Source organism: Frigoribacterium sp. PhB24, from assembly GCF_003755185.1.
Classification (GTDB): Bacteria; Actinomycetota; Actinomycetes; order Actinomycetales; family Microbacteriaceae; genus Frigoribacterium.
The window spans coordinates 340178-362262 of sequence record NZ_RKIC01000012.1 but is presented as its reverse complement, the minus strand read 5'-3'; the positions used below and the strand labels follow the sequence as shown (position 1 = coordinate 362262).

At 74.0% G+C, this 22085-nt stretch carries 20 protein-coding genes and 2 pseudogenes; 11 read left to right on the top strand and 11 right to left on the bottom strand.

The features are described from left to right. Window positions 1–100: 100 nt before the first annotated feature. From EDF50_RS11620 to EDF50_RS11605, 4 genes are all read right to left on the bottom strand, one after another. Window positions 101–346, bottom strand: a complete 246-nt coding sequence (locus EDF50_RS11620) for a hypothetical protein (RefSeq protein ID WP_123519672.1) — start codon at window positions 344–346, stop codon at window positions 101–103. Beyond that, window positions 343–540, bottom strand: a complete 198-nt coding sequence (locus tag EDF50_RS11615) for a hypothetical protein (RefSeq protein WP_123519671.1) — start codon at window positions 538–540, stop codon at window positions 343–345. The genes EDF50_RS11620 and EDF50_RS11615 overlap by 4 nt, the downstream gene beginning before the upstream one ends. Further along, window positions 537–1193: a helix-turn-helix domain-containing protein gene (locus EDF50_RS11610; RefSeq protein ID WP_158612699.1), complete on the bottom strand. Its 657-nt coding sequence runs from the start codon at window positions 1191–1193 to the stop codon at window positions 537–539. Before EDF50_RS11610 ends, EDF50_RS11615 begins: the two co-directional genes overlap by 4 nt. 255 nt (window positions 1194–1448) lie before the next feature. Further along, entirely contained in the window at window positions 1449–3671 is a 2223-nt protein-coding gene (locus EDF50_RS11605) for a cell wall-binding repeat-containing protein (protein ID WP_123519669.1), read from the bottom strand. A 159-nt stretch (window positions 3672–3830) separates the two neighbouring features. Here EDF50_RS11605 and EDF50_RS11600 point away from each other — a divergent pair, with 159 nt between their 5' ends. From EDF50_RS11600 to EDF50_RS11585, 4 genes are all read left to right on the top strand, one after another. Further along, window positions 3831–4265: a DUF1304 domain-containing protein gene (locus EDF50_RS11600; protein ID WP_123519668.1), complete on the top strand. Its 435-nt coding sequence runs from the start codon at window positions 3831–3833 to the stop codon at window positions 4263–4265. Window positions 4266–4314: 49 nt separating this feature from the next. Continuing rightward, complete coding sequence (purU, locus tag EDF50_RS11595) at window positions 4315–5202, top strand: formyltetrahydrofolate deformylase (protein ID WP_123519722.1); 888 nt, start codon at window positions 4315–4317, stop codon at window positions 5200–5202. Window positions 5203–5359: 157 nt separating this feature from the next. Continuing rightward, on the top strand, window positions 5360–5755 hold the full coding sequence (locus tag EDF50_RS11590; RefSeq protein WP_233570581.1) for a YrdB family protein: 396 nt from the start codon (window positions 5360–5362) through the stop codon (window positions 5753–5755). Further along, on the top strand, window positions 5752–7092 hold the full coding sequence (locus tag EDF50_RS11585) for an N-acetylglucosamine-6-phosphate deacetylase (RefSeq protein WP_233570579.1): 1341 nt from the start codon (window positions 5752–5754) through the stop codon (window positions 7090–7092). The genes EDF50_RS11590 and EDF50_RS11585 overlap by 4 nt, the downstream gene beginning before the upstream one ends. Window positions 7093–7206: 114 nt before the next feature. Here the strand turns inward: EDF50_RS11585 and EDF50_RS11580 are convergent, their stop codons facing one another. After that, window positions 7207–8967, bottom strand: a complete 1761-nt coding sequence (locus tag EDF50_RS11580; protein ID WP_123519667.1) for an AMP-binding protein — start codon at window positions 8965–8967, stop codon at window positions 7207–7209. Window positions 8968–9036: 69 nt separating this feature from the next. Between EDF50_RS11580 and EDF50_RS11575 the strand changes: the two genes are divergently transcribed. Together EDF50_RS11575 and EDF50_RS11570 are read left to right on the top strand one after the other, a co-directional pair. Further along, window positions 9037–9918, top strand: coding sequence for a copper homeostasis protein CutC (locus tag EDF50_RS11575; protein WP_123519666.1), 882 nt, complete (start codon window positions 9037–9039; stop codon window positions 9916–9918). 116 nt (window positions 9919–10034) lie between these two features. Beyond that, window positions 10035–11015: an NAD-dependent epimerase/dehydratase family protein gene (locus tag EDF50_RS11570; protein ID WP_123519665.1), complete on the top strand. Its 981-nt coding sequence runs from the start codon at window positions 10035–10037 to the stop codon at window positions 11013–11015. An 85-nt stretch (window positions 11016–11100) separates the two neighbouring features. On the opposite strand, the gene EDF50_RS11565 is transcribed toward EDF50_RS11570, so the two are convergent. Together EDF50_RS11565 and EDF50_RS11560 are read right to left on the bottom strand one after the other, a co-directional pair. Beyond that, on the bottom strand, window positions 11101–12822 hold the full coding sequence (locus tag EDF50_RS11565; RefSeq protein ID WP_233570577.1) for a HAMP domain-containing sensor histidine kinase: 1722 nt from the start codon (window positions 12820–12822) through the stop codon (window positions 11101–11103). Then, entirely contained in the window at window positions 12819–13487 is a 669-nt protein-coding gene (locus tag EDF50_RS11560) for a response regulator transcription factor (protein WP_123519664.1), read from the bottom strand. Before EDF50_RS11560 ends, EDF50_RS11565 begins: the two co-directional genes overlap by 4 nt. Here EDF50_RS11560 and EDF50_RS16990 point away from each other — a divergent pair. The 4 genes and pseudogenes from EDF50_RS16990 to EDF50_RS11545 form a co-directional block, all read left to right on the top strand. After that, window positions 13441–13752: pseudogene (locus EDF50_RS16990) on the top strand (DivIVA domain-containing protein); the annotation flags it as partial. The gene EDF50_RS11560 and the pseudogene EDF50_RS16990 sit on opposite strands and share 47 nt — an antisense overlap. Window positions 13753–13797: 45 nt before the next feature. Further along, window positions 13798–13911: pseudogene (locus EDF50_RS16985) on the top strand (DivIVA domain-containing protein); the annotation flags it as partial. Window positions 13912–14333: 422 nt separating this feature from the next. After that, window positions 14334–15128: a hypothetical protein gene (locus tag EDF50_RS11550; RefSeq protein ID WP_123519663.1), complete on the top strand. Its 795-nt coding sequence runs from the start codon at window positions 14334–14336 to the stop codon at window positions 15126–15128. Between the two features lie 102 nt (window positions 15129–15230). Then, window positions 15231–16106: a hypothetical protein gene (locus EDF50_RS11545; RefSeq protein ID WP_123519662.1), complete on the top strand. Its 876-nt coding sequence runs from the start codon at window positions 15231–15233 to the stop codon at window positions 16104–16106. A gap of 78 nt (window positions 16107–16184) precedes the next feature. On the opposite strand, the gene EDF50_RS11540 is transcribed toward EDF50_RS11545, so the two are convergent. Continuing rightward, on the bottom strand, window positions 16185–17690 hold the full coding sequence (locus EDF50_RS11540; RefSeq protein ID WP_158612698.1) for an alanine racemase: 1506 nt from the start codon (window positions 17688–17690) through the stop codon (window positions 16185–16187). Window positions 17691–17828: 138 nt separating this feature from the next. On the opposite strand from EDF50_RS11540, the gene EDF50_RS11535 reads away from it, so the two are divergent. Beyond that, entirely contained in the window at window positions 17829–18233 is a 405-nt protein-coding gene (locus EDF50_RS11535; RefSeq protein ID WP_123519660.1) for a RidA family protein, read from the top strand. Window positions 18234–18437: 204 nt separating this feature from the next. Here EDF50_RS11535 and EDF50_RS11530 read toward each other — a convergent pair whose 3' ends face one another. The 3 genes from EDF50_RS11530 to nagB all read right to left on the bottom strand — a co-directional run bounded on the left by EDF50_RS11530 (window position 18438) and on the right by nagB (window position 22071). Then, on the bottom strand, window positions 18438–19064 hold the full coding sequence (locus EDF50_RS11530; RefSeq protein ID WP_123519659.1) for an NAD(P)-dependent oxidoreductase: 627 nt from the start codon (window positions 19062–19064) through the stop codon (window positions 18438–18440). 394 nt (window positions 19065–19458) lie between these two features. Continuing rightward, complete coding sequence (locus EDF50_RS11525) at window positions 19459–21183, bottom strand: amidohydrolase family protein (RefSeq protein WP_123519658.1); 1725 nt, start codon at window positions 21181–21183, stop codon at window positions 19459–19461. A gap of 102 nt (window positions 21184–21285) precedes the next feature. Beyond that, window positions 21286–22071, bottom strand: a complete 786-nt coding sequence (nagB, locus tag EDF50_RS11520) for a glucosamine-6-phosphate deaminase (protein ID WP_123519657.1) — start codon at window positions 22069–22071, stop codon at window positions 21286–21288. Between the last annotated feature and the right edge of the window lie 14 nt (window positions 22072–22085).

The window sequence follows — 22085 nt, the reverse complement described above, 5'->3', positions numbered from 1 at the left end:
GTGCCCACGTGCTGTCCCGTTTGCGAAGCGCGAAGCCGCGGGAGGTGCCGAAGAGGCGCGGGTCAGCCGCCGCGGACGGCCCGCCGACCGGCACCCCGCGTCAGTCGGCCTTGCCCGGGCGGACCTTGGCCGTGTCGGCGACGTCGATGCGGGTGACGCCGTCGCCGCGGTCCTCGGTCGTGATGCGCGGGGCGGCGTCCGACTCGTCCGACTTCGGGGCGCGGGTCAACTGGTCGTGCCGCTTCTCGTCGTCGGTCATGCCCGTCGGGTCGTGGTCGACCTCGTGCCCCGGGCTCGTGTCGCGGCCGGTGTCGTCGGGGCCGGGGGCCTGCGTGTCGTCGCTCATGCGCTCGACCGTACCCGCGCCTCGCTCGTATTCTCGGACGAGAGTCCCTTCACCGCTTCTCCGATCTCGATCGATCGGACGCGCACGGCGTCGGAGACGAGCCCGTCCGTCAGGTCGCCACGTCGACGATGCGCGTCGATGGCGACCAAGGCGGCCGCGATGTCGTCCAGCCGTGCCCGATCGTGACGACTCACAGGGCGACGCCGTCGCGCGAGACCGCTTCGGCGACCTCTGGGGTCAGGCCGTCGCGGGGCACGACGTCGAGGTCGCTGTCGGCGCGGTCGTCACCCCGGCTGACGCTGCCGAAGACCTGCGGCGAGCCGAACCCCTCGTGCGCGAAGAACGATCGCAGTTCGGCACGGCGTGGTTGCACACTGCACCCCACGGGGCCGGCGAACGAAGACGCGGCCGTGGACGCCCGGGGACGAGACGGCGTGAGCGTGAGCGCCAGGTCGAGGCCCGCCGCCTCGAAGAGACGCTCGAGCACGGGCAACGACGGGATCTTGGAGCCGCCCTCGTAGCGCGAGACGGCACTCTGCGGCAGCCCTGCCCTCCGCCCCACCTCACCCTGCGTGAGCCGCGCGGCGACCCGCGCCTCCTCGGTGATCGGGAAGACGCCGTTGTAGAACAGCCAGAAGTGACCCTCGGCCCGGAAGACCTTGGGGTCCTCGGTGCCGAAGAGCTCGTCGTCGAGGGTGGGGCGGAGCACCGGGTTGGCCGGGTCGTCGACCCAAGTGGCACCGGGTGCGGGCTCACCCTCGGGCGTGAGGGCGAGGGTGGCGTGGCCGATGCGGCTGCCGAGACTCTCCTTGCCGGGCGAGGCACGATAGAAGAGGTGGGCTCCCACGTCGTCGTGTGCGGTCTCGCGTGATCTACCAAACGTCTCGGTAGATCGAGAAATGAGCACGACGGCGGCCCGACCGGAACCCCTCCCGGCGTGGCCGCCCGACCCGCGCCTCCTGACCTGACGCCCGACAGGCTCTGCCGCGCAGGTCGCACCACGCTCGTGTCGTCGAACCACCGCGGAATGCGGTTCGACGACGCGACGGTGGTGCGTCCTGGATGCCCGGACGCCGCGCGGACGCCGCGGGCGGCGTCGACCTCAGCAGGCGGGGAGCCCGTCGAGCACGTCGTCCGACACGACCGCGGGTCCGCCCAGCACCGTGACGATGTTGGGTGCCACCCGGAACAGGTCGGTGAGCGTGACCTCGGGCACGCAGCTCGCGGTCGTCAGGTAGAGGGGTGCGTCGTCGGCCGCGGCGAGCACCCCACCGCCGAGTGCGTCGGCGAAGCCGGAGCCCGTGGCGAGGTACGCACGGTCGGTGACGGTGGCGAAGGCGTGCTCGTTGACCGACGCGGCCGTCGCGTAGCGATCGGCTCCGCCGAGTCGACGCACCTCGATCCCCGGCAGCACGGGGCCCATGGCCTCGATCGTCGCGTCCGAGACGGCGGCCGGCCCGCCGACCACGTCGATCTTCGGGGTGCCCCGGACGAACTCGGTCTGCGCCGCGGTGAGCGGGCCCGTCCCGTCGACCAGCAGCACCGGGCCGCCCAGGTGGGCGGCTGCCGGACCGGCGGCGAGGGCGTCGGCGAACCCGCGGCCCGTCGCGAGGAACAGCTCGGCGGGCGCGTCACCCCCACCGAAGACCGCCTCGTTGACCTCGAGGGACGTCGCGTACCGGTCCGCGCCGGCACGGCGTTCGGGCTTGACACCCGTGATCTTCGCGAGGCGCGCCTCCACGCTCGACGAGAGGGCCGCGGGGCCGCCCACCAGGACGACACGGCCGGGCCGCAGTCGACGCAGCTCGTCGGCGACGACGGTCGGCACCTCGTCACGCGAGACCATCAGCAGGCCGCCGCCCTCGGCGGCCGCCGCCGGTCCGGCCGAGAGGGCGTCGGCGTATCCGGTGCCGTTCGCCACGTACACGACGGGCACGGTGGGCGAGCCCGCCGGGAACAGCGCCCTGCTGGCCTCGACGGCCGTCGCGTACCGGTCGCTGCCGGCCAGGCGCTCGGTGGCGATGTCGTCCGACAGCGTTCCGGCGCCCATGTCGGTCGTCGCACCCGCGGTCACGGTGATCTCCTCGGCGAACTCGACCGACGGGGCGTCCGGCCACCAGCCGTGGGCGTCCGAACGCCAGCTCGTGTCCTCGATCCGAGCGACGTAGGTGCCCGGTCTCACGTGGTCCATGCGGAAGGTCCCGTCGTCCTCGACGGCAGCCCCTGCGACGGGATGCTCGAGGCCGCGTCCGGGCTCGAACAAGGTGACCACGGCCCAGGAGAACGCAGGTGCCGGAAGCTCGTAGTCGATCTCCGACACGAGACGGCCCGTGACGGCGCCAGCCGCGAGCAGTCCGACATCGACGCCTGTGACGACCTGGTTCTTCGCCAGCTCGACGACGACCCGCGTGCCATCGGCGGAACAGCCCGTTCGCAGGTACGAACGATTCCAGGCCGCGCTCGCGCAGAGCGTCCACGACCCGGCGGGCAGGTCCACCAGGGCGAAGGTGCCGTCGGCTGCGATGTCGCTGTACAACTCGGAACCCGACAGGGGGTCCGACGGGATGCGCGGAGTCCGGTACGCGCTCACGGAGCCGATCGGAGCGGCCCCGGTCAGCAGCGCCGACGGCCCGACCACTCGTCCCGTGATCGTGCCCGTCCGCGGGAGCGTCACGTCGACTCGGACCGACGCACCACCGGGCGCGACGTCGATCGACCCCTTTCTCACGGCCCCGAAGCGCTGCCTGTCGTCCAGCCGATCATCGGCGGCGAACGCGAGGTCGAACAAGCCGGGAGGGAGCTTGGTGATGCGGTAGGTCTGCGACGATTCGTCGTAGGCGAAACGGAACTCCGGCGAGCTGGCCGACCCGTGGATCTCGAGCCACAGCGAGGCTGACGAGAGGGGGCCGTCGACACCGGTCAGCGTGCCGACCACCTGCCCGGAACGAGGGACGACGTGATCGCGCGTCGTCGGGCCCGAGACGGGGGCGGTGGCCGCCGTGTTCCAGGAGAACCCTCCCCCGGCGAAGGACGTCCGCACATGGTCGGTGTCGCCGGTGTAGGTCATCTGGATCAGGTATCCGGCGCCGGACGCGACGTCCACCGAATAATGGCCGGCTGCGTCGACGGTCGCGCTCGCGACGTTCGACCCACCGGTCGACAGGACGCTCACCCACCCCGAGGCGACCCCACCGCCCTCGAGGGACACGGTCCCCTGCAGGGTCACCGTGGGCGTCGCGGCGACGGTGACCACGGGGACGAAGAGGACGGCGGCGAGGGCGACGGCGAGTGCGCCGACCCACGAGCGACGAGCAGACGACGGCACGGGTGCTCCAGGGCGATCGGGACGAGACCGATCGGCTCGCAGGTGACAGAACGACCGTCAGATTAGCGGACCCCGGGACCCCACAGGAACGACCCCGAACGGGGCCGTGGACACGTGTCCGGCGCCCCGCCCCCGGGCATCGCCCCCTAGGGTCGGGACATGCTCATCGTCTCGCTCGTCGCGGCCTCGCTCGCCGCTCTGCTGCACGTCTACATCTTCGTCATGGAGTCGTTGCTCTGGACGACTCCGCGCGTCCGCGCGACCTTCGGCGTCACGAGCGACGCCCAGGCCGAGCACACGAAGGGCCTCGCCTTCAACCAGGGCTTCTACAACCTGTTCCTCGCGGTCGTCACGATCGTCGGCGTCGTCCTGATCGTCGCCGGAGGGGCAGGAGGGGCCGGAGGGGCAGGAGGCGCGGGCAGCGCCTTCGAGGCGTCCCCGTCGGGCAACGCGCTCGTCGTCGTCGGCACGGGGTCGATGCTGGCCGCCGCGCTCGTGCTGCTGCTCTCGGACCGCACGAAGACCCGGGCCGCCCTCACCCAGGGACTCCTGCCGCTCGTGGCCCTCGTCACGCTGCTGATCTCGTCGTACTGACCTGCCCGTCCGGCCTCGTCGACCGCACTACCCTGGGCGGGTGACCGACGTGACCGACGCCACCCGCGCCTCCTCCGCTCCCGCCTCCTCGACGACGCACTGGACGTTGACGCTCGTCTGCCAGGACCGGCCCGGCATCGTCCACGCGATCAGCGGCGCCGTCGTGCAGGCCGGTGGCAACATCACCGAGTCGGCCCAGTTCTCGAGCCACGACACCGGCACCTTCTTCATGCGCCTGCAGGTCGAGGCACCCGGCGAGCGCGACGCGTTCGAGGCGGCGCTGGCGCCCGTGCTCGCGCACTACGACGTACAGGCGAAACTCGACGTCGTCGGTCGCCCGACCCGCACGCTCGTGCTCGCGAGCAAGGCCGCGCACTGCGTCAACGACCTGCTGTTCCGCCAGCGGGCGGGGCAACTGCCGATCGAGGTGCCGCTGATCCTGGCCAACCACGACGACCTGTCGGGGCTCGCCGAGTTCTACGGCAAGCGGTTCGAGCACCACCCCGTCACCGACCCGGCGTCCAAGGCCGCGTTCGAGGCGCGCGTGCTGCAGGTCGTCGACCGGTACGACATCGAGCTCGTCGTGCTGGCGCGGTACATGCAGATCCTCAGCCCCGAGCTGTGCGCGGCGCTCGAGGGGCGGGCGATCAACATCCACCACTCGTTCCTGCCCGGCTTCAAGGGGGCGAACCCCTACCGCCAGGCGCACGCGCGCGGCGTGAAGCTGATCGGCGCGACGGCGCACTTCGTCACGAGCGACCTCGACGAGGGGCCGATCATCGAGCAGAACGTGGTGCGGGTCGACCACACCCGCAGCGCGCCCGAACTGATGGCCATCGGGCAGGACGAAGAGAGCCGCACCCTGACCCAGGCGGTCCGCTGGTTCGCGGAGGACCGGGTGCTGCTCGACGGCGCCCGAACCATCGTCTTCCGCTAGCCCCGCTCCTCGTCGGCTCCGGCCCCCTCCCCTGCGCCCGGCACCCGGTGCTCGGTGCCGAGTGGGCGGAAGATGCTGCTCCCGGACCCGTGACGAGCACTTCCTGGCCACTCGACCCCGTGCCCTGGGTTCCGGGCCGTGGCCGTACGCTGGGCGGGTGACTCCGATCGACTCCGCGCCCCCTCCCGCCCCGGCCCGCGGCGGCCCGGTCGGCGCCCTCGACGTGGTCCGCTTCGTGACGCTGATCCTCGCGTTCCTCAGCCTCGGGTTCTGGGGCTACCTCGCCTGGCCGTTCCCGTTCCCGTCCCTGGCGTTCATGATCGGGGCCCCGCTGTTCGCCATCGTGGTGTGGGGGCTCTTCCGCTCACCGCGCGCGCCGATCCCGACCGACGCCGTGGGCAAGGCCCTCGTCGAGATCGCGATCATGGGGGCCGTGGTCGCGGCCTGGGCCATGCTCGGCTACCCGGTCGTCGCCGCGGCGTTCGCCGTCCTGGCCGGCGTCACGGGCGTCCTGGCCTTCCGTCGCGAGAACCGCCGGGCGGCCCGACGATGACCACCATCCTCTTCACGGACGCCCGCAAGGTCGACGCCGACGGCGAGGTCGACGGCTTCTGGATGCTCGTCGACGGCGACGTCATCGTCGCCACCGGTGCCACGGTGCCGGGGTCGCGCGCGGCGGGCGGGGCGAGCGGCGGGGTCGACGCGACCCGCGCCTCCTCGTCGACGTCGACGCGGGGCGCGACCGACGACCCGACCGCAGGAGGCGCGGTGCCGCCCCCGGCGGACGTCACGGTCGACCTCGCGGGCGCGACGCTCACCCCGGGGCTGATCGACCTGCACACGCACGGCGGCGGCGGGTACGCCTTCGACGGCGGGCCGGACGACCTCGACGCCGGCCTCGCCCTGCACCGGCGGCACGGCACGACGCGCTCGCTGATCAGCCTGGTCGCGAACCCGGTGCCGGTGCTGTCGCGCTCGCTCGGGCTGGTCGGCGACCTGATGCGGCGCGACGAGCTCGTTCTCGGAGCGCACCTCGAGGGGCCGTTCCTGGCTCCCGACCGGCGGGGAGCCCACGCCCCGCACTTCCTGCTCGAACCCGACGCGGCCACGGTCGAGAGCCTGCTCGAAGCCGGCGACGGCGTCGTGCGGCAGGTCACCCTCGCCCCCGAGCTGCCCGGCGGGCTCGACGCGATCGATCGGCTCGTCAGCTCGGGCGTGGTCGCCGCCGTCGGGCACACCGAGGCCGACTTCGACCTGGCCCGCGCGGCCTTCGACCGGGGCGCCTCACTCGTGACGCACGCGTTCAACGCGATGAACGGCATCCACCACCGCGACCCCGGGCCGCTCGTCGCGGCGGTCGGCGACGAACGCGTGACGATCGAGCTGATCCTCGACGGGGTGCACGTCCACCCGGCCGTGGCCGACCTCGTGCTCCGTTCGGCACCGCGGCGGGTCGCCCTGATCACCGACGCGATGGCCGCGGCCGGAGCCGCCGACGGCGACTACCGCATCGGCGAACTCGCGGTCACGGTCGAGCACGGCGTGGCCACGCTCACGGGCACGTCGACGATCGCAGGGTCGACCCTGACGCAGGACGCCGCCCTGCGCATCGCGGTCCTGCGGACCGGTCTCTCGGCCGTCGACGCCGTCGCAGCGCTGACGCTCGTGCCGGCCCGGGTGCTCGGCCTCGACGCCGGGGGCCTGCGCGCCGACGGGCCCGCGAGCACGGGAGGGGAGCCGGCCGCCGTCGCGAGCACGGGACGGGCCGCCGTCGCGCGCCCTCCGCTCGGGCGGTTGGCCCCGGGCCACGCGGCCGACGCCGTGGCGTGGCACGACGACTGGACGGTCGCCCGGGTCTGGGCGGCCGGCCGCGAGCTGCCCACCGGCTGAGCACGGGCCGGCCTTCCGCCGCGGCACCGCGTCTCGTGCACCGCACCCGTTCTCGACACGGTGCGGTGCACGGAACACGGTGCGGTGCGGGAACCCCGCACGCTGTCGCGGCGGCTACCCCTTCAGGTCGGGGAAGTCCGCGTCGCGCCACTCGGCCGCGGCCCGCTCGCCCGACCGGGCCAGCGCCTCCTCGCGGTCGCGCAGCTCGACGCGTCGGATCTTGCCCGAGATCGTCTTCGGCAGCTCGGCGAACTCGACGCGCCGCACCCGCTCGTAGGCGGGCAGCGACACGCGGGCGTGCGCCAGCACGGCCCGCGCGGTCTCGGCGTCGGGCGCCCACCCCTCGGCCAGTGTCACGTACGCCTTGACGACGTTCAGCCGGGTGTCGTCGGGAGCCGGCACGACCGCGGACTCGGCGACGGCCGGGTGCTCGATCAACATGCTCTCGACCTCGAACGGCGAGATCTTGTAGTCCGACGACTTGAAGACGTCGTCGGTGCGGCCGACGAAGGTGATCATGCCCTCGGCGTCACGCACCGCCACGTCACCGGTGTGGAACAACCCGTCGCGCATCGACGACTCGGTGCGGGCGGCGTCGCCGAGGTAGCCGCTCATCAGGTTGACGGGCCGCGTCGTCAGGTCGAGGCAGACCTCGCCCTCGTCGCCGACGGCACCGGTCACGGGGTCGACCAGCACGACTTCGACGCCGGGCAGGGCACGCCCCATCGACCCGGCCTTCATCGTGCCGCCGGGAGCGTTCGCGACGATGGCCGTCGTCTCGGTCTGGCCGTAGCCGTCGCGGATGTCGAGACCCCAGCCCTGCTGCACCCGCCCGATCACCTCGGGGTTGAGCGGTTCGCCGGCCGAGAGGGCCTCGCGGAGGGCGCTCGGCCGTGAGCCCAGCGACGACTGGATCAGCATGCGCCAGACGGTCGGCGGCGCGCAGAACGAGGTGACCTCGGCCCGTTCCAGCTGGTCCCGGAGCTCGGCCGGGCGGAAGCGCCCGTAGTTGTAGACGAAGACGGTGGCCTCGGCGGTCCACGGCGCGAAGAAGCAGCTCCACGCGTGCTTGCCCCACCCCGGTGACGAGATCGTCATGTGCACGTCGCCCGGCCGCACGCCCAGCCAGTACGTCGTCGTCAGGTGCCCGACCGGGTACGAGGCGTGGGAGTGCACGACCATCTTCGGCTTGCTCGTCGTGCCCGAGGTGAAGTAGACGAGGCAGGCGTCCTCGGTCGCGGTCGCGACCTCGGGGCGAGCCCAGGAGGCGCGGTGCGAGTCCCCGAACGACGTCCAGCCCGCTGGGGTCGCCTCGCCCCCGGGGACGACCGCGATCCGCGTGACGGCCTCGACCCCCTCGACCGCCGCGAACGCCGCGGCGTCGGCCGCGTTGGCGATCACGTGGCGCACGAGCCCGCGCTCGATGCGGTCGGCGAGGTCGGCGCTGCCGAGCACGGTCGACGTCGGCAGGATGACCGCGCCCACCTTCATCACGGCGAGCATGGCCTCCCACAGCTCGACTTGGTTGCCGAGCATGAGCATGACGTGGTCGCCTTTCGCCACACCCAGGTCGTGCAACCACGCCGCGACCTGGTCGCTGCGGCGGCGCATGGCGTCGAACGACACCTTCTGCTCGGAGCCGTCCTCCTCGACGATCCACAGCGCCGTGCGGTCGTTGCCACGGGCGATCACGTCGAACCAGTCGGTCGCCCAGTTGAAGGCGTCGCCGACGTCCGGCCAGCGGAACTCGTCGCTCGCCCGGTCGAGATCGTGGCCGAGCCCCAGCAGGTGGTCGCGAGCCGCCCGGTAGGCGAGGGTGGCCGGTGACTCGGCGGGTGCGTCGGGCGTGTCGGCGGGTGCGGGTGCGTCGGACATCCCGCCATCATGCACCCCGCCCCATGCCGGGCCCGGCATGCGGGCGAGCCGCTCGCCTAGGGTCGTGACATGACGAACGACGCGACCCGCGCCTCCTCATCCGCAGCCGAGTCCGCCCCGGCGGGGCTCGACGTCGACCGGCCCGACCTCGAGCGGCCCGACCTCGAGCGGCCCGCCCTCGACCGGCCCGCCCTCGAGATCGCGGTGACGAGTGCCGCCGGGGCCGTCACGGCCCGCGACGGCGGAGCCGACCGAGTCGAACTCTGCAGCGCCCTCGAGCTCGGCGGGGTCACCTCGTCGCAGGGGCTGGTCGAGGCGGTGGTCGCGACCGGGGTGCCCGTGCACGCGCTGGTGCGGAGCCGGCCCGGCGGCTTCGTCTACGACACGGACGAGCTCGACGTGATGGTGCGCGAGATCCGGGCACTGGTGCGGTCGGGCGTGGCCGGCGTCGTCGTGGGAGCGCTGCGCGAGGACGGTTCGCTCGACGTCGACGCCCTCCGCTGGTTCGTCGAGGCCGCGCTCGACGCCGCCGCGGCACAGCCGGGCGCGACGCTCGAGATCACCGTGCACCGGGCCGTCGATCGCGCGGCCGACCCGGTGGCGGCCGTGGCGGCTCTCGCGGGGCTGGGCGTCACGCGGGTGCTGACCTCGGGCGGAGCGTCCACGGTCGGGGCGGGCCTGGCGTCGGGGGTGCTGCCGCGCCTGGTCGAGGTCGCCGGTGACGTCGAGGTGATGGCCGGGGGCGGGGTGCAGCTGGGTGACGTGCCGGCACTCGTGGCCGCTCGGGTCGACGCCGTGCACCTGTCTGCGAAGCGGGCGCAGGCCGTGCGCGCCTCCTCGTCGCGTCCCGGGTCGACCGTGTCGCTCGGCACCGAGGCGTCGACCGACTCGTGGTTCGTGACCGACCCCGAGCTGGTCCGGGCGGCCCGACGCGCCCTCGACGGGCTCTGAGCCGCGGTCGACAACGAAAGCGCCGCGACCCGGCCCGGTGTCCCGACCCGCGCCTCCTGCCCGGCTCCGGCCCACCTCGACGACCGTGCCCGGTCGCGGGGGTGCACAGTGGAGCGATGACATCGACGTCCCTCCTCGTGATCGGCGGCACCGGGCAGATCAGCGCCTCGGTCGTGCGGCAGGCCCTGCGCGACGGCCTGGCCGTGACCGTGCTGAACCGCGGCAGCACCACGATCCGTCCCGTGCCCGCGGGCGTCGAGCACCTCGTGGCCGACGTCCGGGACGAGGAGGCGCTGGTCACCGTCCTCGACGGACGCCGCTTCGACTCGGTCGCGGACTTCCTGACCTTCACGCCCGACCAGCTCGCGTCGATGCTGCGGGTCGTGGCGCCGCTGACCGATCAGTACGTGTTCATCGGCTCGGCCTCGGCGTACCAGAAGCCTCCGGTGTCGTTGCCGATCACCGAGGCGACACCGCTGTTCAACCCGTGGTGGTCGTACTCGCGCGACAAGATCGCCTGTGAGCGCCTGCTGCGCGACGAGCACCTCGCGGGGCGGGTGCAGGCGACGGTCGTGCGGCCCTCGCACACGTACGACGAGACCCACGTGCCGCTGCTCGGCGGCTGGACCACGATCGAGCGCATGCGACGCGGCGACCCGGTCGTGCTGCACGGTGACGGCACCTCGCTCTGGGCGCTGACCCACTCGGCCGACTTCGCGCGGGCCTTCGTGGGCCTGCTGGGGCACCCCGGCGCCCTCGGCGAGGCGTTCCACATCATGTCGCCCGAGCTGCTCACCTGGAACATGATCGCGCGGGACCTCGCCGACGCCGCGGGGGCGTCGCTGCACGTCGTCCACCGCACGACGCAGGTCCTCACCGACGCCGTCCCCGAGTGGACGGCCGACCTCTGCGGCGACCGCAGCCACCCGGCCGTGTTCGACACCTCGAAGATCCGGGCGTTGGTGCCCGGCTGGGAGGCGCGGACCCCCTTCGCCGAGGGAGCCCGCCAGATCGTCGCCTGGCACGACGCCGACGCCTCACGCCGCACGGTCGACCCCTGGGTCGACGACGCGTACGACCGGCTCGTCGCCCTGTAGCGCCGCAGCGGGGCGAGGTCGCACCACCGTCGCGTCGTCGAACCGCCCACGAGCGTGGTTCCACGACGCGACGGTGGTGCGACGTTCAGGCGGTGGTGCGACGCAGCGCGGACGTCTGCGCGGCGACGGGCGACGGGGCGCTCACGACGACAGCCGCCTCCGACCCGGCCCGCACCGCGACGGGCAGCGTCAGCCGGAACACCGCGCCGGGCCGCGCCACCCCGGGCGCCTCGCAGACCAGGTCGCCGCCGTGGGCGCGGGCGAGACCGCGGGCGATGGGCAGTCCGAGGCCCGCGCCTCCGTCCCCGGACCGGCGGGCCCCGTCGAGTCGCACCAGCCGGTCGAAGACGCGCTCCCGGTCGGCGGCGGGCACTCCCGGGCCGTCGTCCGAGACCAGCACCGCGACCTCGTCGGCCCGGGACGCGTCGAGCCACAGCGTCACCTGCCCCGTGCCACCCGTCGCCCGGGCCGCGTTGTCGACCAGGTTGCCGACGATCTGCGAGACCCGGCCCGCGTCGGCGGCGACCACGACCGGTCCGTCGGGCAGCACGACGCGCAGGTCGAGCGACGGCCGCCGCAGCCGCTGGCGCTCGACGTCGGCGAGCAGCGACGCCCCGAGATCGACGCGCGCGACGTCGAGCGAGAGCCCCTGGTCGACCCGGGCCATCAGCAACATGTCGTCGATCAACCGGTAGGCGCGCTCGGCCTCGCGCACCACGTGCGTCGCCAGCCGCTCGCGTTCGTCGGCCGTGCCGGGCGACCGCACGAGGGTGTCGGCCGCGGCGCGCATGCCGGCCACGGGGGTGCGCAGTTCGTGGGCGGCGTCCGACACGAACGCCCGCACGCGCGTCTCGGCGTCGAGGGCCGTCCGCTCGGCGCCCTCGACGCCGTCGAGCATCTCGTCGAAGGCGACGGCGACCCGACCGATCTCGGTGTCTCGTCGGGCCGGTCGCAGGCGGCGGCCGCGGTCGCCGTGCGCGATCGACCGGGCGACGCTCGTCATCCGGTCGAGCGGCCGCAGGGTCGCCCGCACCACGAGGGCGAGGCCGACGGCCGCGATCAGCAGGAACGCCGCGGAGGCGCCGGTCATCACCCAGCGCAGCTGCGTCAGGGTCTCGCCGACCGAGCGCGAGTCCGTCGTCAGGGTGATGGTCGACCCGTCGCTGAGCTGCGACACGAGCGTGGTCACCTCGTCGTCGCTCCGCACCTCGGACGAGCTGACCGTGACCGCGTCGGACGAGGAGGCGCCGCCCGCCTCCCCGGAGTCGGTGCCGGTCGAGGAGTCGGAGCCGGTCGCGCCGGAGCCGGTACCGTCCCGGGTGTCGGTGCCCGCGCCTCCTCGTCCGCCGTCGGGGCCCGAGGCCGGGCCGCCGCGCCCAGGGCCGTCGCCGAGCGAGGGCGGACCGTCGCGCAGCTCGTCGGGGCTCGGGCCGGCGACGATGGCGTCGCCGTCCGCGTCGCGGATGACGACCGAGAGCCCCTGGGCCGAGAGCCGGTCGGCGAGCTCGTCGCCGTCGACCGTGCCGACCAGGGCGGCGGCGGCCGCGGCGCGGTCGGACAGCCGGTCGACGACCTGGGCGCGGAGGCGCTGGCCGAGGGTGAGCTCGACCGTCACGGCGAGCGCCGCCAGCAGGACGGCCAGCAGCAGCAGCACGGCGACGACCGTGCGGACGCGCAACGAGCCGGTGCGCAGCCCGGGGGCGGCGGCGCCGGGAGCCGGCACCGCGCCTCCTCGGGGCCGGATCGGGTCGTCGTGGGGCCGGGTCGGGTCGCCGGTCGTCAGGGAGGCGCGGCGCGGGCGGATCACGCGCTCATCCGGTAGCCGAGACCGCGGACGGTGTGGATCAGGCGGGGGCCGCGGGTCTCGATCTTGCGGCGCAGGGCGCTGAGGTGCACCTCGACGAGGTTGGGGTCGTAGTCGTCGTAACCCCAGACCTGGGTGAGGATCTGCGTCTTCGAGACGGTGCGCCCCCGGCTCTCGGCGAGGAACCCGAGCAGGCGGAACTCGGTGGCGGTGAGGTCGAGCGGTTCGCCGCCGCGGGTGATGCGGGCCGCGTCGGGGTCGACCACGAGGTCGCCGATCTCGATCACCGCGGGGATGCGACCGCGGCGGCGCAAGACGGCCGTGACACGGGCGATCAGCTCGGCGACGGCGAAGGGCTTGACCACGTAGTCGTCGACGCCCTCCGAGAAGCCGCGCAGCCGGTCGTCGACCTCGTCGCGGGCGGTCAGCATGACGACCGCCGCGTCGGACGAGGTGCGGATGGTGGCCGCCAGGCGGATGCCGCTGGCCCCGGGCAGCATCCAGTCGAGCACGACCAGGTCGGGCACGAAGGCCTTGAGCTGATCCGGCAGGTCGGAGCCGTCGGCCAGGCCGTGCACCGCGAAGCCCTCGGCTCCGAGCGCGGCGACGACGGCGGTGCGGATGGTCTCGTCGTCGTCGATCACGAGGACACGGGCGGGGCTGAGCATTCTTCGCACGGTAGGTGCGGCGGGTGGGCGGAGGCTATGGACGGGCTGGGTGATGGATGTGCGTCGCGCCGGGCGTCGGTCGGCGGGCGCCGAACGCGGGTCGGCGGGCCGTCGTGGAAGGATCGGGGTGCAGCGACCGGGACGATCCGGCCGTGAGACGGGGGGCAGCGTGTTCGCACGAGACGTGACCGAGAAGGAGTTCACCGCGGTCCGGTTCCGCGGCGGGTACGCGAAGGGCGACGTCGATGCGTTCCTCGAGCGCGTCCGTGCGACGCTCACGGCCTACGAGACGGGAACCGCCTTCGGCGTCCTGTCGACGGTCGACGTCGTGAACGCACGGTTCCGGCCGACGAAGTTCGTGGAAGGGTACGACCAGGACGAGGTCGACGACTTCCTCGACGAGGTCGTCGCCGAGCTGAGGCGGCACGAGTCGCCCGGGGGCCGCTGACCTTCCGGCCGTCGGCGGGCGGTTCGGGTGCCAGGACTCGTCGCTCGGACATTCCGTGACGCTAGCAGCCGGTGGCGGTGCGTCGAGATCGCCCGCATCCCCTAGGGTCGCCTCATGTCGGGGGAACGTCGGAGGCGCCAACTCGTCGCCGGTGGTGTGACGGCGGCCGTCAGCATCGGTGCGTTCGCGGCCGGCGGCCTGGTGACGACTGCCTGGCCGTCAGCCTCGGGGGCCCTCGGAGCCGTCAGCTTCGGGGCGTTCCTGGTCTCGCTCTGGTTCTTCCTCACGGTCGTCGCCGAGCGGGACGGCCCGCCGTCGACGCCGTCGACGCCGTCCGCGACGCGCGCGGCGACGAGCGCGAGATCGTCGTCGCGCTCTCCGCCCGAGATCTCGTCACGATGTCGGGTGCCCTGCGGGCCGTCGCCGCGGCGTCCGACCCGGACGACGTGGACGGAGTCATCGGCGTGTCGTCACGGGTGGCCCTCGCCTGGGCGCGCCGAGCGGATCGAGCCGCCCGTGACGCGCCCGCACCGGGTCCTCTCGGCGTCGGGTCGGTCGGGGTCCGACGCATCGGCTGGACGGCCTGGGCCCTCGAGCAGGATCACCCCGTCGGCGTCGGAGCTGCTCCGGACCCCTGGTTCGCCGTTCCGGTCGACCAGCTCGAGTTCGTCACGAACGCCGTCCGGCACGTGGCCCGGGCGAAGTCGCCCGCCGGTTCGCCGGGAGTCGACGTGCCGGAGCTCGACGTGCCGGAGCTCGACGAGGCGATCGTCCACGAGGTGGCGTGGCGTCTCACCCGCGTCCTCCGGGCTGCACGGGAATCCGACCCGCGCCCCGTTCCCGCTCCTCCCGCCGGCCGGCGCGTGTCACCGCGGCCGATCCGGGCCGACGTCACATGGACGCTCGACGCGCCCGACGTCCAGACTCGCCTGCTGCCGGGCTGGAGCTATCGCCCGCTGGTCTGGCTCGGCTCCGGCCGGCCCGACTTCGATGCCGGTGAGGCGACCCTCGACGGAGTGCTCGTGGGGGCGGTCTGCTCGTGGGTCGGTGGCGACGGTGGCGGGGACCGGGTCGAGCTGCGGTTCCGGGCCGAGGTCGACCTCGGCGACCTGGTCGCGCCGGGCAGTCCGGTGACACTACTCGAGGGGCAGCGAACCGTGGCCGAAGGAGTCGTGGCCGACGACCCGACTTAAGCCCCGCTTCAGATTCGGTTCCGAGAGTGGTGCGTGCCGGCGGGAACGCCCCGACCGCCAGCCGCACCGCGGCTCGCCCGGCACCCGACATCTGGAGACACCATGGCGAAGGACATCACCCCCGACGGCCGCGACGACGACCGCCGCGACGAGGACACCCCCGCGCAGGACGACGCCTGGGCCGAACGGCTGCGCCGCGAGGACGAGGACGGACGCGCCACCACCGAGCTGCCGGCCTCGGCGCCCGGCCGGCCGGCGGCCCCGACCACGCCGATCGTCGCCGACGACCAGCGCACCCGCGAACTGCCCACCGAGGGCAGCGCGTTCCGAGCCGACACCGCCTCGGACGCCGGCGGAACGACCGCGCGCCGCCGACCGACCAAGCGCCTGCTCGTGGGCATCGGCATCGCAGCCGCCGGCCTCGCCCTGGTCGGCACCAGCACCGCCGTCGCCGTGTCGAACGCCGGGAGCTCGACCAGCGCCTCCTCGAGCGCGACGCCGGGCCAGGACGACGCGACGAACCAGGACGACGGTTCACGGCAGGGGCCCGGAGGACGAGGCTCCGACGACGGCGCCACCGGTGCGCCCACGGACGCACCGACCCCACCCGCCGCGGGCGACGACTCGGACGGGAACGCGCCTGCCGAGGGCACCGGCCCCGATGGGAAGGCCCTGCCGACCCCGGGCACAGGCCCCGACGGGAAGGCCCTGCCCGACGCACCCGAGGGCGGCCCTGCCGACGGTGGCCCCGCGGCGGACGGCCCCGGGGCGGACGGCCCGAAGGGTGGCCCGGGTCACGGCCACGGCCCCGGCGCCGAGGGAGGCCCGGGCCACGGCCCCGAGAAGGGTGGGCCGAAGACGGACTCCGGCGACACCGAGGACGACTCCGACCGCCCCACCCCGCCGACCGACGCACCCACCCCTCCGGCGGACGCACCGACGCCCACCCCCGGCACCGAGGACGGCTCCGGCTCGTAGGCCGCCGGCCGCGACCGGCCGGATGCGCCCGGCGACGCCCGGAGACGCCCGACGCCGGTCAGAACCGCCCATCGCCGGTCAGAACCGCGTGGTGATGCCGCCCTCGACCACGGGCGGCACACCGCGGCGGTCGGCCGAGCCCCGCACCGTGGCGATCTCGTTCCACTTGTCGATCGTGGTGCAGGGGTGCGAGACGCCGAGCCGCACCAGGTCGCCGACCTGCAAGCCCGACGACGGGTCGAGCCGCAAGAACGCGTGCTGGTCGTTGAGCGCCGACACGTGCGACCCGTCGAGCACCCCGGGGAGGCGCCGGTCGGCCACCTGAGGACGCCACGCCTCGAGCGGCACCGGGAACCCCTCGTCGTCGGACGTGTCTCGACGTCCGACGTTGAGCAAGGCCAGGCCCGACTCCGGGCGCGAGACCACCGACGCCCAGAGCTCGAGCGTGGGCCGGAAGGACGCGCCCTCGGCCCCGCCGCCGGGACCCGCACGGTGGACGGCGCCGTCGACCGGGTCACGGCGGCCACCCGAACCGCCGAAGTCCTCGGCCGCGCCGTCGAGCCCGGTCAGCTCGCCGTCGGTGGGGCCACCCATCTCACGATCGGCCGCCGTGCCGGCGGAACCGTCGCCGACGACCACCGTGACGTCGGCGTCCGTGCCGCCCGCGCCTCCTGCGGTCGTCGGCATGGTGTCGCGGGCGAACGGCGTCAGCCGGCGGTAGAGGTCGTGGTCGTGCGCGACGTACGAACCCGACCGCAGCACGACGCGCGTGCGCGGCCCCTGCAGCCCCGCGGGGTCGTGACGCTCACCGAGCACGGCCACGACGCGGTCGAAGTACACGCTGCCGCCGGCGGTCAGCACCACGTCGTGACCGGACGACAGCCACGGGTCGAAGGCCGGGGCGGCGATGCCGTCGAACACCTCGAGAAGGCCCCGCAGGTAGTCGTCGACCACGGCGATGCCGGCGGCGTCGACGTCGTGCGTGAGGGCGCCCTCGTAGCCGGCAAGCCCGGCCAGCACGAGGTGCGGTGCGGCCGCCACGGCCTCGACGACGAGCAGGGCCTCGCGCACCGAGCGGGCACCCGTCCGACCGAGCGGAGACCCGAACTCGACCAGCACCGCGAGCGGACGCGCGGCCTCGGCCCGTGCCAGGGCGGCGTCGACGAGCCGCACGGTCTCGATCGAGTCGACCCACATGAGCACGTCGACACCGGGTGCTGCGAGCGCAGCCAGGGTCGCCGGTGCGAACGCGGTGCCGGCCAGGACGACGTTCGGCACCCCGGCCTCGCGGGCGACCGCGACCTGGAACGCCGTCGCGAGCGTGATACCCCATGCCCCGGCGTCGAGCTGCCGCCGCCAGATCTCGGGCGCCATGGTCGTCTTGCCGTGCGGCGCCAGGTCGACCCCGGCCTCGCGGCACCAGGCGGCCATGGTGTCGACGTTGTGGTCGAGGGCGTCGAGGTCGATCGTCAGCAGCGGGGTCGCGAGGTCGATCAGCGGGACGGGACGGGGTTCACGACCGAAGCCGACCTTGCTGATCGGCCGGACGCCGGGGGCGGACGGGGTCGCGGGTGACGTGGTCATGGTGCCTTCCGACGGGGCGGGTGGGGTCGTACTGCGGTCAGGCCGTGTGTCGGTGCCTGACGGTAGTTTTGCAGGCACCCCCGACACACGACACATCACGTCGGGTCCACAGACCATCGATCAGAGAAGAGCAGACCTGTGAGCGAGAAGACCGAAGTCCGCACCGGCGGCGCCCCCACCCCCATCTCGACCTTCTCGCAGGGCGTGCTGAAGAACGGCTTCCTCAGCGTGTCCGGCCAGGGCCCGCAAGACCCCGCCACGAGCGAGTACCTGCACCCGGGCGACCTGACGTCGCAGACCGTCCGCACCCTCGACAACGTCAAGGCCGTCGTCGAGGGCGCCGGCGGCACCTTCGACGACGTCGTCTCTTTGCGGGTCTTCCTCACCACGCGCGACGACTTCGCCGAGATGAACGCCGCGTACGAGACCTACCTGCTGCAGAACGTCCCGAGCGGCGTGTTCCCCACCCGCACGACGGTCTTCGTCGAACTGCCGAACGAGGCCATGCTCGTCGAGATCGATGCGCTCGCCGTCCTCTCCTGACGCCCTGCAGCCCGACCTCCCCGCCGCTCGACCTCCCTGCGCTCGTCGAACGCGGGCGGGTTCGTGCGTTCCGGGCCGGCGCGATCGCCCGCCCGCCCCGAACACGCCCGCGTTCGCTGCGCCTCGCCGCCCGTAGCGACACCACGGCAGGAGGTTCGGGGTCAGTCGGCCGCGCCCGTCACGACCACGGCAGGAGGTGCGGGGTCAGTCGGCCGCGCCCGTCACGACCACGGTCTTCCGTGACCACGTCGTGTCGGTCAGCTGCGCCAGCATGAAGCGCGCCACGTCGGCCCGGGTCACGTGGATGCCCGCGCCCTGGGGCAACCGCTCCCCCGTGGCGAGCGACCCGGTCGCCGGGTCGTCGGTGAGGCGCGTGGGGTAGACGAGCGTCCAGTCGAGGCCGCTCGCGCGCACCTCGGCGTCGGCGACCTCCTTGGCGGCGTAGACCTTGCCGAGAACGGTGTGGAAGAACATCCGCTGCAGGGTGTTCGCGTCGGACTGACTGTCGCCGACGCCGAAGGCCGAACAGACGACGAGGCGGTCGACCCCCGCGTCTTGCATCGCGGGCAGCAGGGCCCGGCCGACCTCGACCTCGACCGGGTGCCGGATGCTCCGCGAGCCGACCGCGTTGAGCACGGCGCCCTGTCCCCCCACCGCGGCGCGGACGTCCTCGGCCGAGGTCGCGTCCCCGGTGAGCACCCGGACGCCGTCGGTCACGTCGAGGGCGGACGCGTCCCGGACGAGCACCGTCACCTCGTGCCCCGCCGACAGGGCGACCCGCAGGACGTGTGAGCCCGTGCCCCCGGTCGCTCCCAGCACCAGAACCTTCATCGCGCCTCCTGTCGTTCAGGAAATCGAACACCGTCCGCCCAAGACCGGGCCGAGAGCCGTCTGAGCAGCACCCGCACGGCACCTGCACGTGCACCCGCACCCGCACTCGCACCCGCACGGCACCTGCACCTGCACCTGCACCTGCACCTGCACCCGCCCGCACCGAACCCGACCTCCGGACACCCCGATGCGCGCCGAACCCGACCTCCGACACCCCGATGCGCGCCGATCCCGACCTCAGGGCACCCCGGATGCGTGCAAATCCCGACACCTGCGGGCCGGCACGCCGCTCATCTTCTCCCTGAGGCGGCGTGTCGCCCGCAGGTCGTCGCGATGTGCACACGTCGGCGACGACCCCGGGGCGGGCGGGACGGGGCGGGCGCGGGCGGGCGGGTCAGCGGAGGCGGCGGCCGGCGGCCCAGAGGCCGACCAGCCCCGAGGGGCCGAGCCGGGGCGTCGCGTAGTCGGCCCGGTCGGCGTAGGCCCCGGGATCGACCAGCTGCAGGTCGGCGACGGCCCCGGGGACGATGCCGAGCGCGCCTCCTGCGCGGCCGACGCCCCCACTGCCGCTGGCGCTCCCCCTCGTGCTGCCCCCGGCGCCGACGGTCGGATCGGCGTGCGCCCCGCCACGACCGCCCGACCCGAATCTCGCGGAGGCGCGGGTCGACATCCGCGCGATGGCCTCGCCACGCGACAGCACGGCTCGTGGCCCCGACCCGGCGTACACGTCGAGCACCCGGGAGAACGTGCCGTACAACCGAGGATGCACGGTGCCGGTCTCGCGCGGCAGCCCGTCGGAACCGACCAGGGTGTGCGGCCAGGCCAGGGCGGTGCGCATGCCCTCGAGGTCGGTGTGGAACACGATGACGGTCAGCGTCCCCCGTTCGGCGAGGACGAGGTCGGCGAGCGCCTCGCGGGGGTCGGCACCCATCGACGCGGCGATCTCGGACAGGGGCAGCCCCTCGAAGGCCGCGTGCTCGGGTCGCGCGAACCCGGCGAGCGAGATCTGCGTGGGGCCGATCGCGGCGTACTGGTTCTCGAGCGTAGAACCGGCCCAGGGCTCGAGCAGCCCGTCGAGCACCTGCCGCCGCGAGCGCGTGCCGGGGCGCAGCGCCTCGAGGAGGCTCTCGACCCCGCGGTCGGCCGTGGCCGGCGGGAACAACGACGCGACCGTCGTGCTGCCGGCGTCGTAGGGGTAGACGTCCGCGCTGACGTCGAGACCCGAATCGCGTAGGGCGTCGAGGTGCTCGACGATCGCGGGCATACCCCCGACGTTCCGGGGCCCGGTCACCTTGAGGTGGCTGACGTGCACGGCCGCGCCGGTCTCGCGTCCGAGCGAGGCCAGCTCGTCGATCGAGTGGCGCAGCGCGTCGGCCTCGTTGCGGACGTGCGCGACGAGCAGCTTGCCCCGGGCCGCGCACTCGCGGGCCAAGGCGACGAGCTCGGGCCGGTCGGCGGCGTCGCCGGGCGCGTACATGAGGCCGAGCGAGACGCCGAGGGCCCCGGCGTCGAGCGCGTCGCCGACCGCCGCGGCAAGGCGCGAGCACTCGGTGGCCTCGGCCGGGCGTCTCTCGAAGCCGAGGACGCCCGCCCGCAGCGGCGCGTGCGGCACCAGGGTGGCGGCGTGCAGGCCGAACCGCCCGTCGGCGTCGCCCTCGGCCAGCGTCCGCACGTACTCGGCGAACGTCGCCCATCGCCGTCCCGGGAACCTGCCCAACACCGGCAGCGAGTAGTCCTCGAGCGAACGGTCGTCGGGGTCGGCCGGCGACGGCGCGACGCCGTGGCCGCAGTTGCCGACGATCGTGGTCGTCACGCCCTGCCCGGTCTTGGGGTCGACGCCGCCCGGACGGAACAGGGCCGCGTCGTCGTGCGCATGCACGTCGACGAAACCCGGCAGCACGTCGAGTCCGGTCGCGTCGACCACCTCGACACCGACCGCCCCGGACGAGGAGGCGCGGCGCCCGTCACCGACGGACCCCGCCGCCCCGACGCCCACGACCGACGCCGCTCCGCGACCGACGGCCGTGACCACGCCGTCACGCACGACGACGTCCCCCACGCGACCCGCGCCTCCGGACCCGTCCCAGACCGTCCCGCCCGCCAGCACCGACGTCGTCACGGGGACACCGACGTCGTCACGGGGACACCGACGTCGTCACGGGGACACCGACGTCGTCACGGACACCCCGGCCGTCGTCACGAGCGCACCGTCACGAGTGCCCTACTCGAAGCGCTGCCACTCGGGCTTGTTCGCGTAGGTGTAGCGGTAGTAGTCGGCCAGCTGCAGTTCGGACGCGGCGGCTTCGTCGACGACGACGGTGGCGTGCCGGTGCAATTGGAGCGCGCTGCCCGGGCACATCGCGCTGAGCGGCCCTTCGACCATGCCGGCGACGGCGGACGCCTTGGCCGTACCCTGGGCCACGAGCACGACCTCGTGCGCGTCGAGGATCGTGCCGAGCCCCTGGGTCAGGCAGTGGGTGGGCACCTGGGACGGGTCGTCGAAGAAGCGGGCGTTGTCGGCCCGGGTCTGCGGTGCCAGCGTCTTGATGCGGGTGCGCGACGCGAACGACGAGGTGGGCTCGTTGAAGCCGATGTGCCCGTTCGCGCCGATGCCGAGGATCTGGATGTCGATGCCGCCCGCGGCGACGATCGCCCGCTCGTAGTCGACGACCGCTGCCTCGACGTCGGCCGCCCGCCCGTCGGGCACGCGGACCCTGGACGCGTCCATGCCCAGCGGCACGACGACGTCGCGGTGGATGACCGACGCGTAGCTCTCGGGGTGCTCGAGCGGGATGCCCACGTACTCGTCGAGGGCGAACCCGGAGGCGCGGGTGAGGTCGAGCTCGCCCGCCGCGACCCGGGCCGCGAGCGAGGCGTAGATGCCGGTCGGCGACGACCCGGTCGCGAGGCCCAGCACCGCCTCGGGCCGGCGCTGGACGACCGACGCGATCTTGAGGGCGGCGACACGGCCGACCTCGTCGGCGTCGCGGACGATGATGATCTCCATGGTGCTCCTTGCTG

Excerpts from the sequence above, each read along its gene's own strand:
- EDF50_RS11580 (WP_123519667.1), bottom strand. The coding sequence starts at position 8,967 with ATGTCCGACGCACCCGCACCCGCCGACACGCCCGACGCACCCGCCGAG.
- EDF50_RS11575 (WP_123519666.1), top strand. The coding sequence starts at position 9,037 with ATGACGAACGACGCGACCCGCGCCTCCTCATCCGCAGCCGAGTCCGCC.
- EDF50_RS11570 (WP_123519665.1), top strand. The coding sequence starts at position 10,035 with ATGACATCGACGTCCCTCCTCGTGATCGGCGGCACCGGGCAGATCAGC.
- EDF50_RS11530 (WP_123519659.1), bottom strand. The coding sequence starts at position 19,064 with ATGAAGGTTCTGGTGCTGGGAGCGACCGGGGGCACGGGCTCACACGTC.
- EDF50_RS11600 (WP_123519668.1), top strand. The coding sequence starts at position 3,831 with ATGCTCATCGTCTCGCTCGTCGCGGCCTCGCTCGCCGCTCTGCTGCAC.
- nagB (WP_123519657.1), bottom strand. The coding sequence starts at position 22,071 with ATGGAGATCATCATCGTCCGCGACGCCGACGAGGTCGGCCGTGTCGCC.
- EDF50_RS11585 (WP_233570579.1), top strand. The coding sequence starts at position 5,752 with ATGACCACCATCCTCTTCACGGACGCCCGCAAGGTCGACGCCGACGGC.
- EDF50_RS11550 (WP_123519663.1), top strand. The coding sequence starts at position 14,334 with ATGTCGGGTGCCCTGCGGGCCGTCGCCGCGGCGTCCGACCCGGACGAC.
- EDF50_RS11545 (WP_123519662.1), top strand. The coding sequence starts at position 15,231 with ATGGCGAAGGACATCACCCCCGACGGCCGCGACGACGACCGCCGCGAC.
- EDF50_RS11540 (WP_158612698.1), bottom strand. The coding sequence starts at position 17,690 with ATGACCACGTCACCCGCGACCCCGTCCGCCCCCGGCGTCCGGCCGATC.
- EDF50_RS11620 (WP_123519672.1), bottom strand. The coding sequence starts at position 346 with ATGAGCGACGACACGCAGGCCCCCGGCCCCGACGACACCGGCCGCGAC.
- EDF50_RS11560 (WP_123519664.1), bottom strand. The coding sequence starts at position 13,487 with ATGCTCAGCCCCGCCCGTGTCCTCGTGATCGACGACGACGAGACCATC.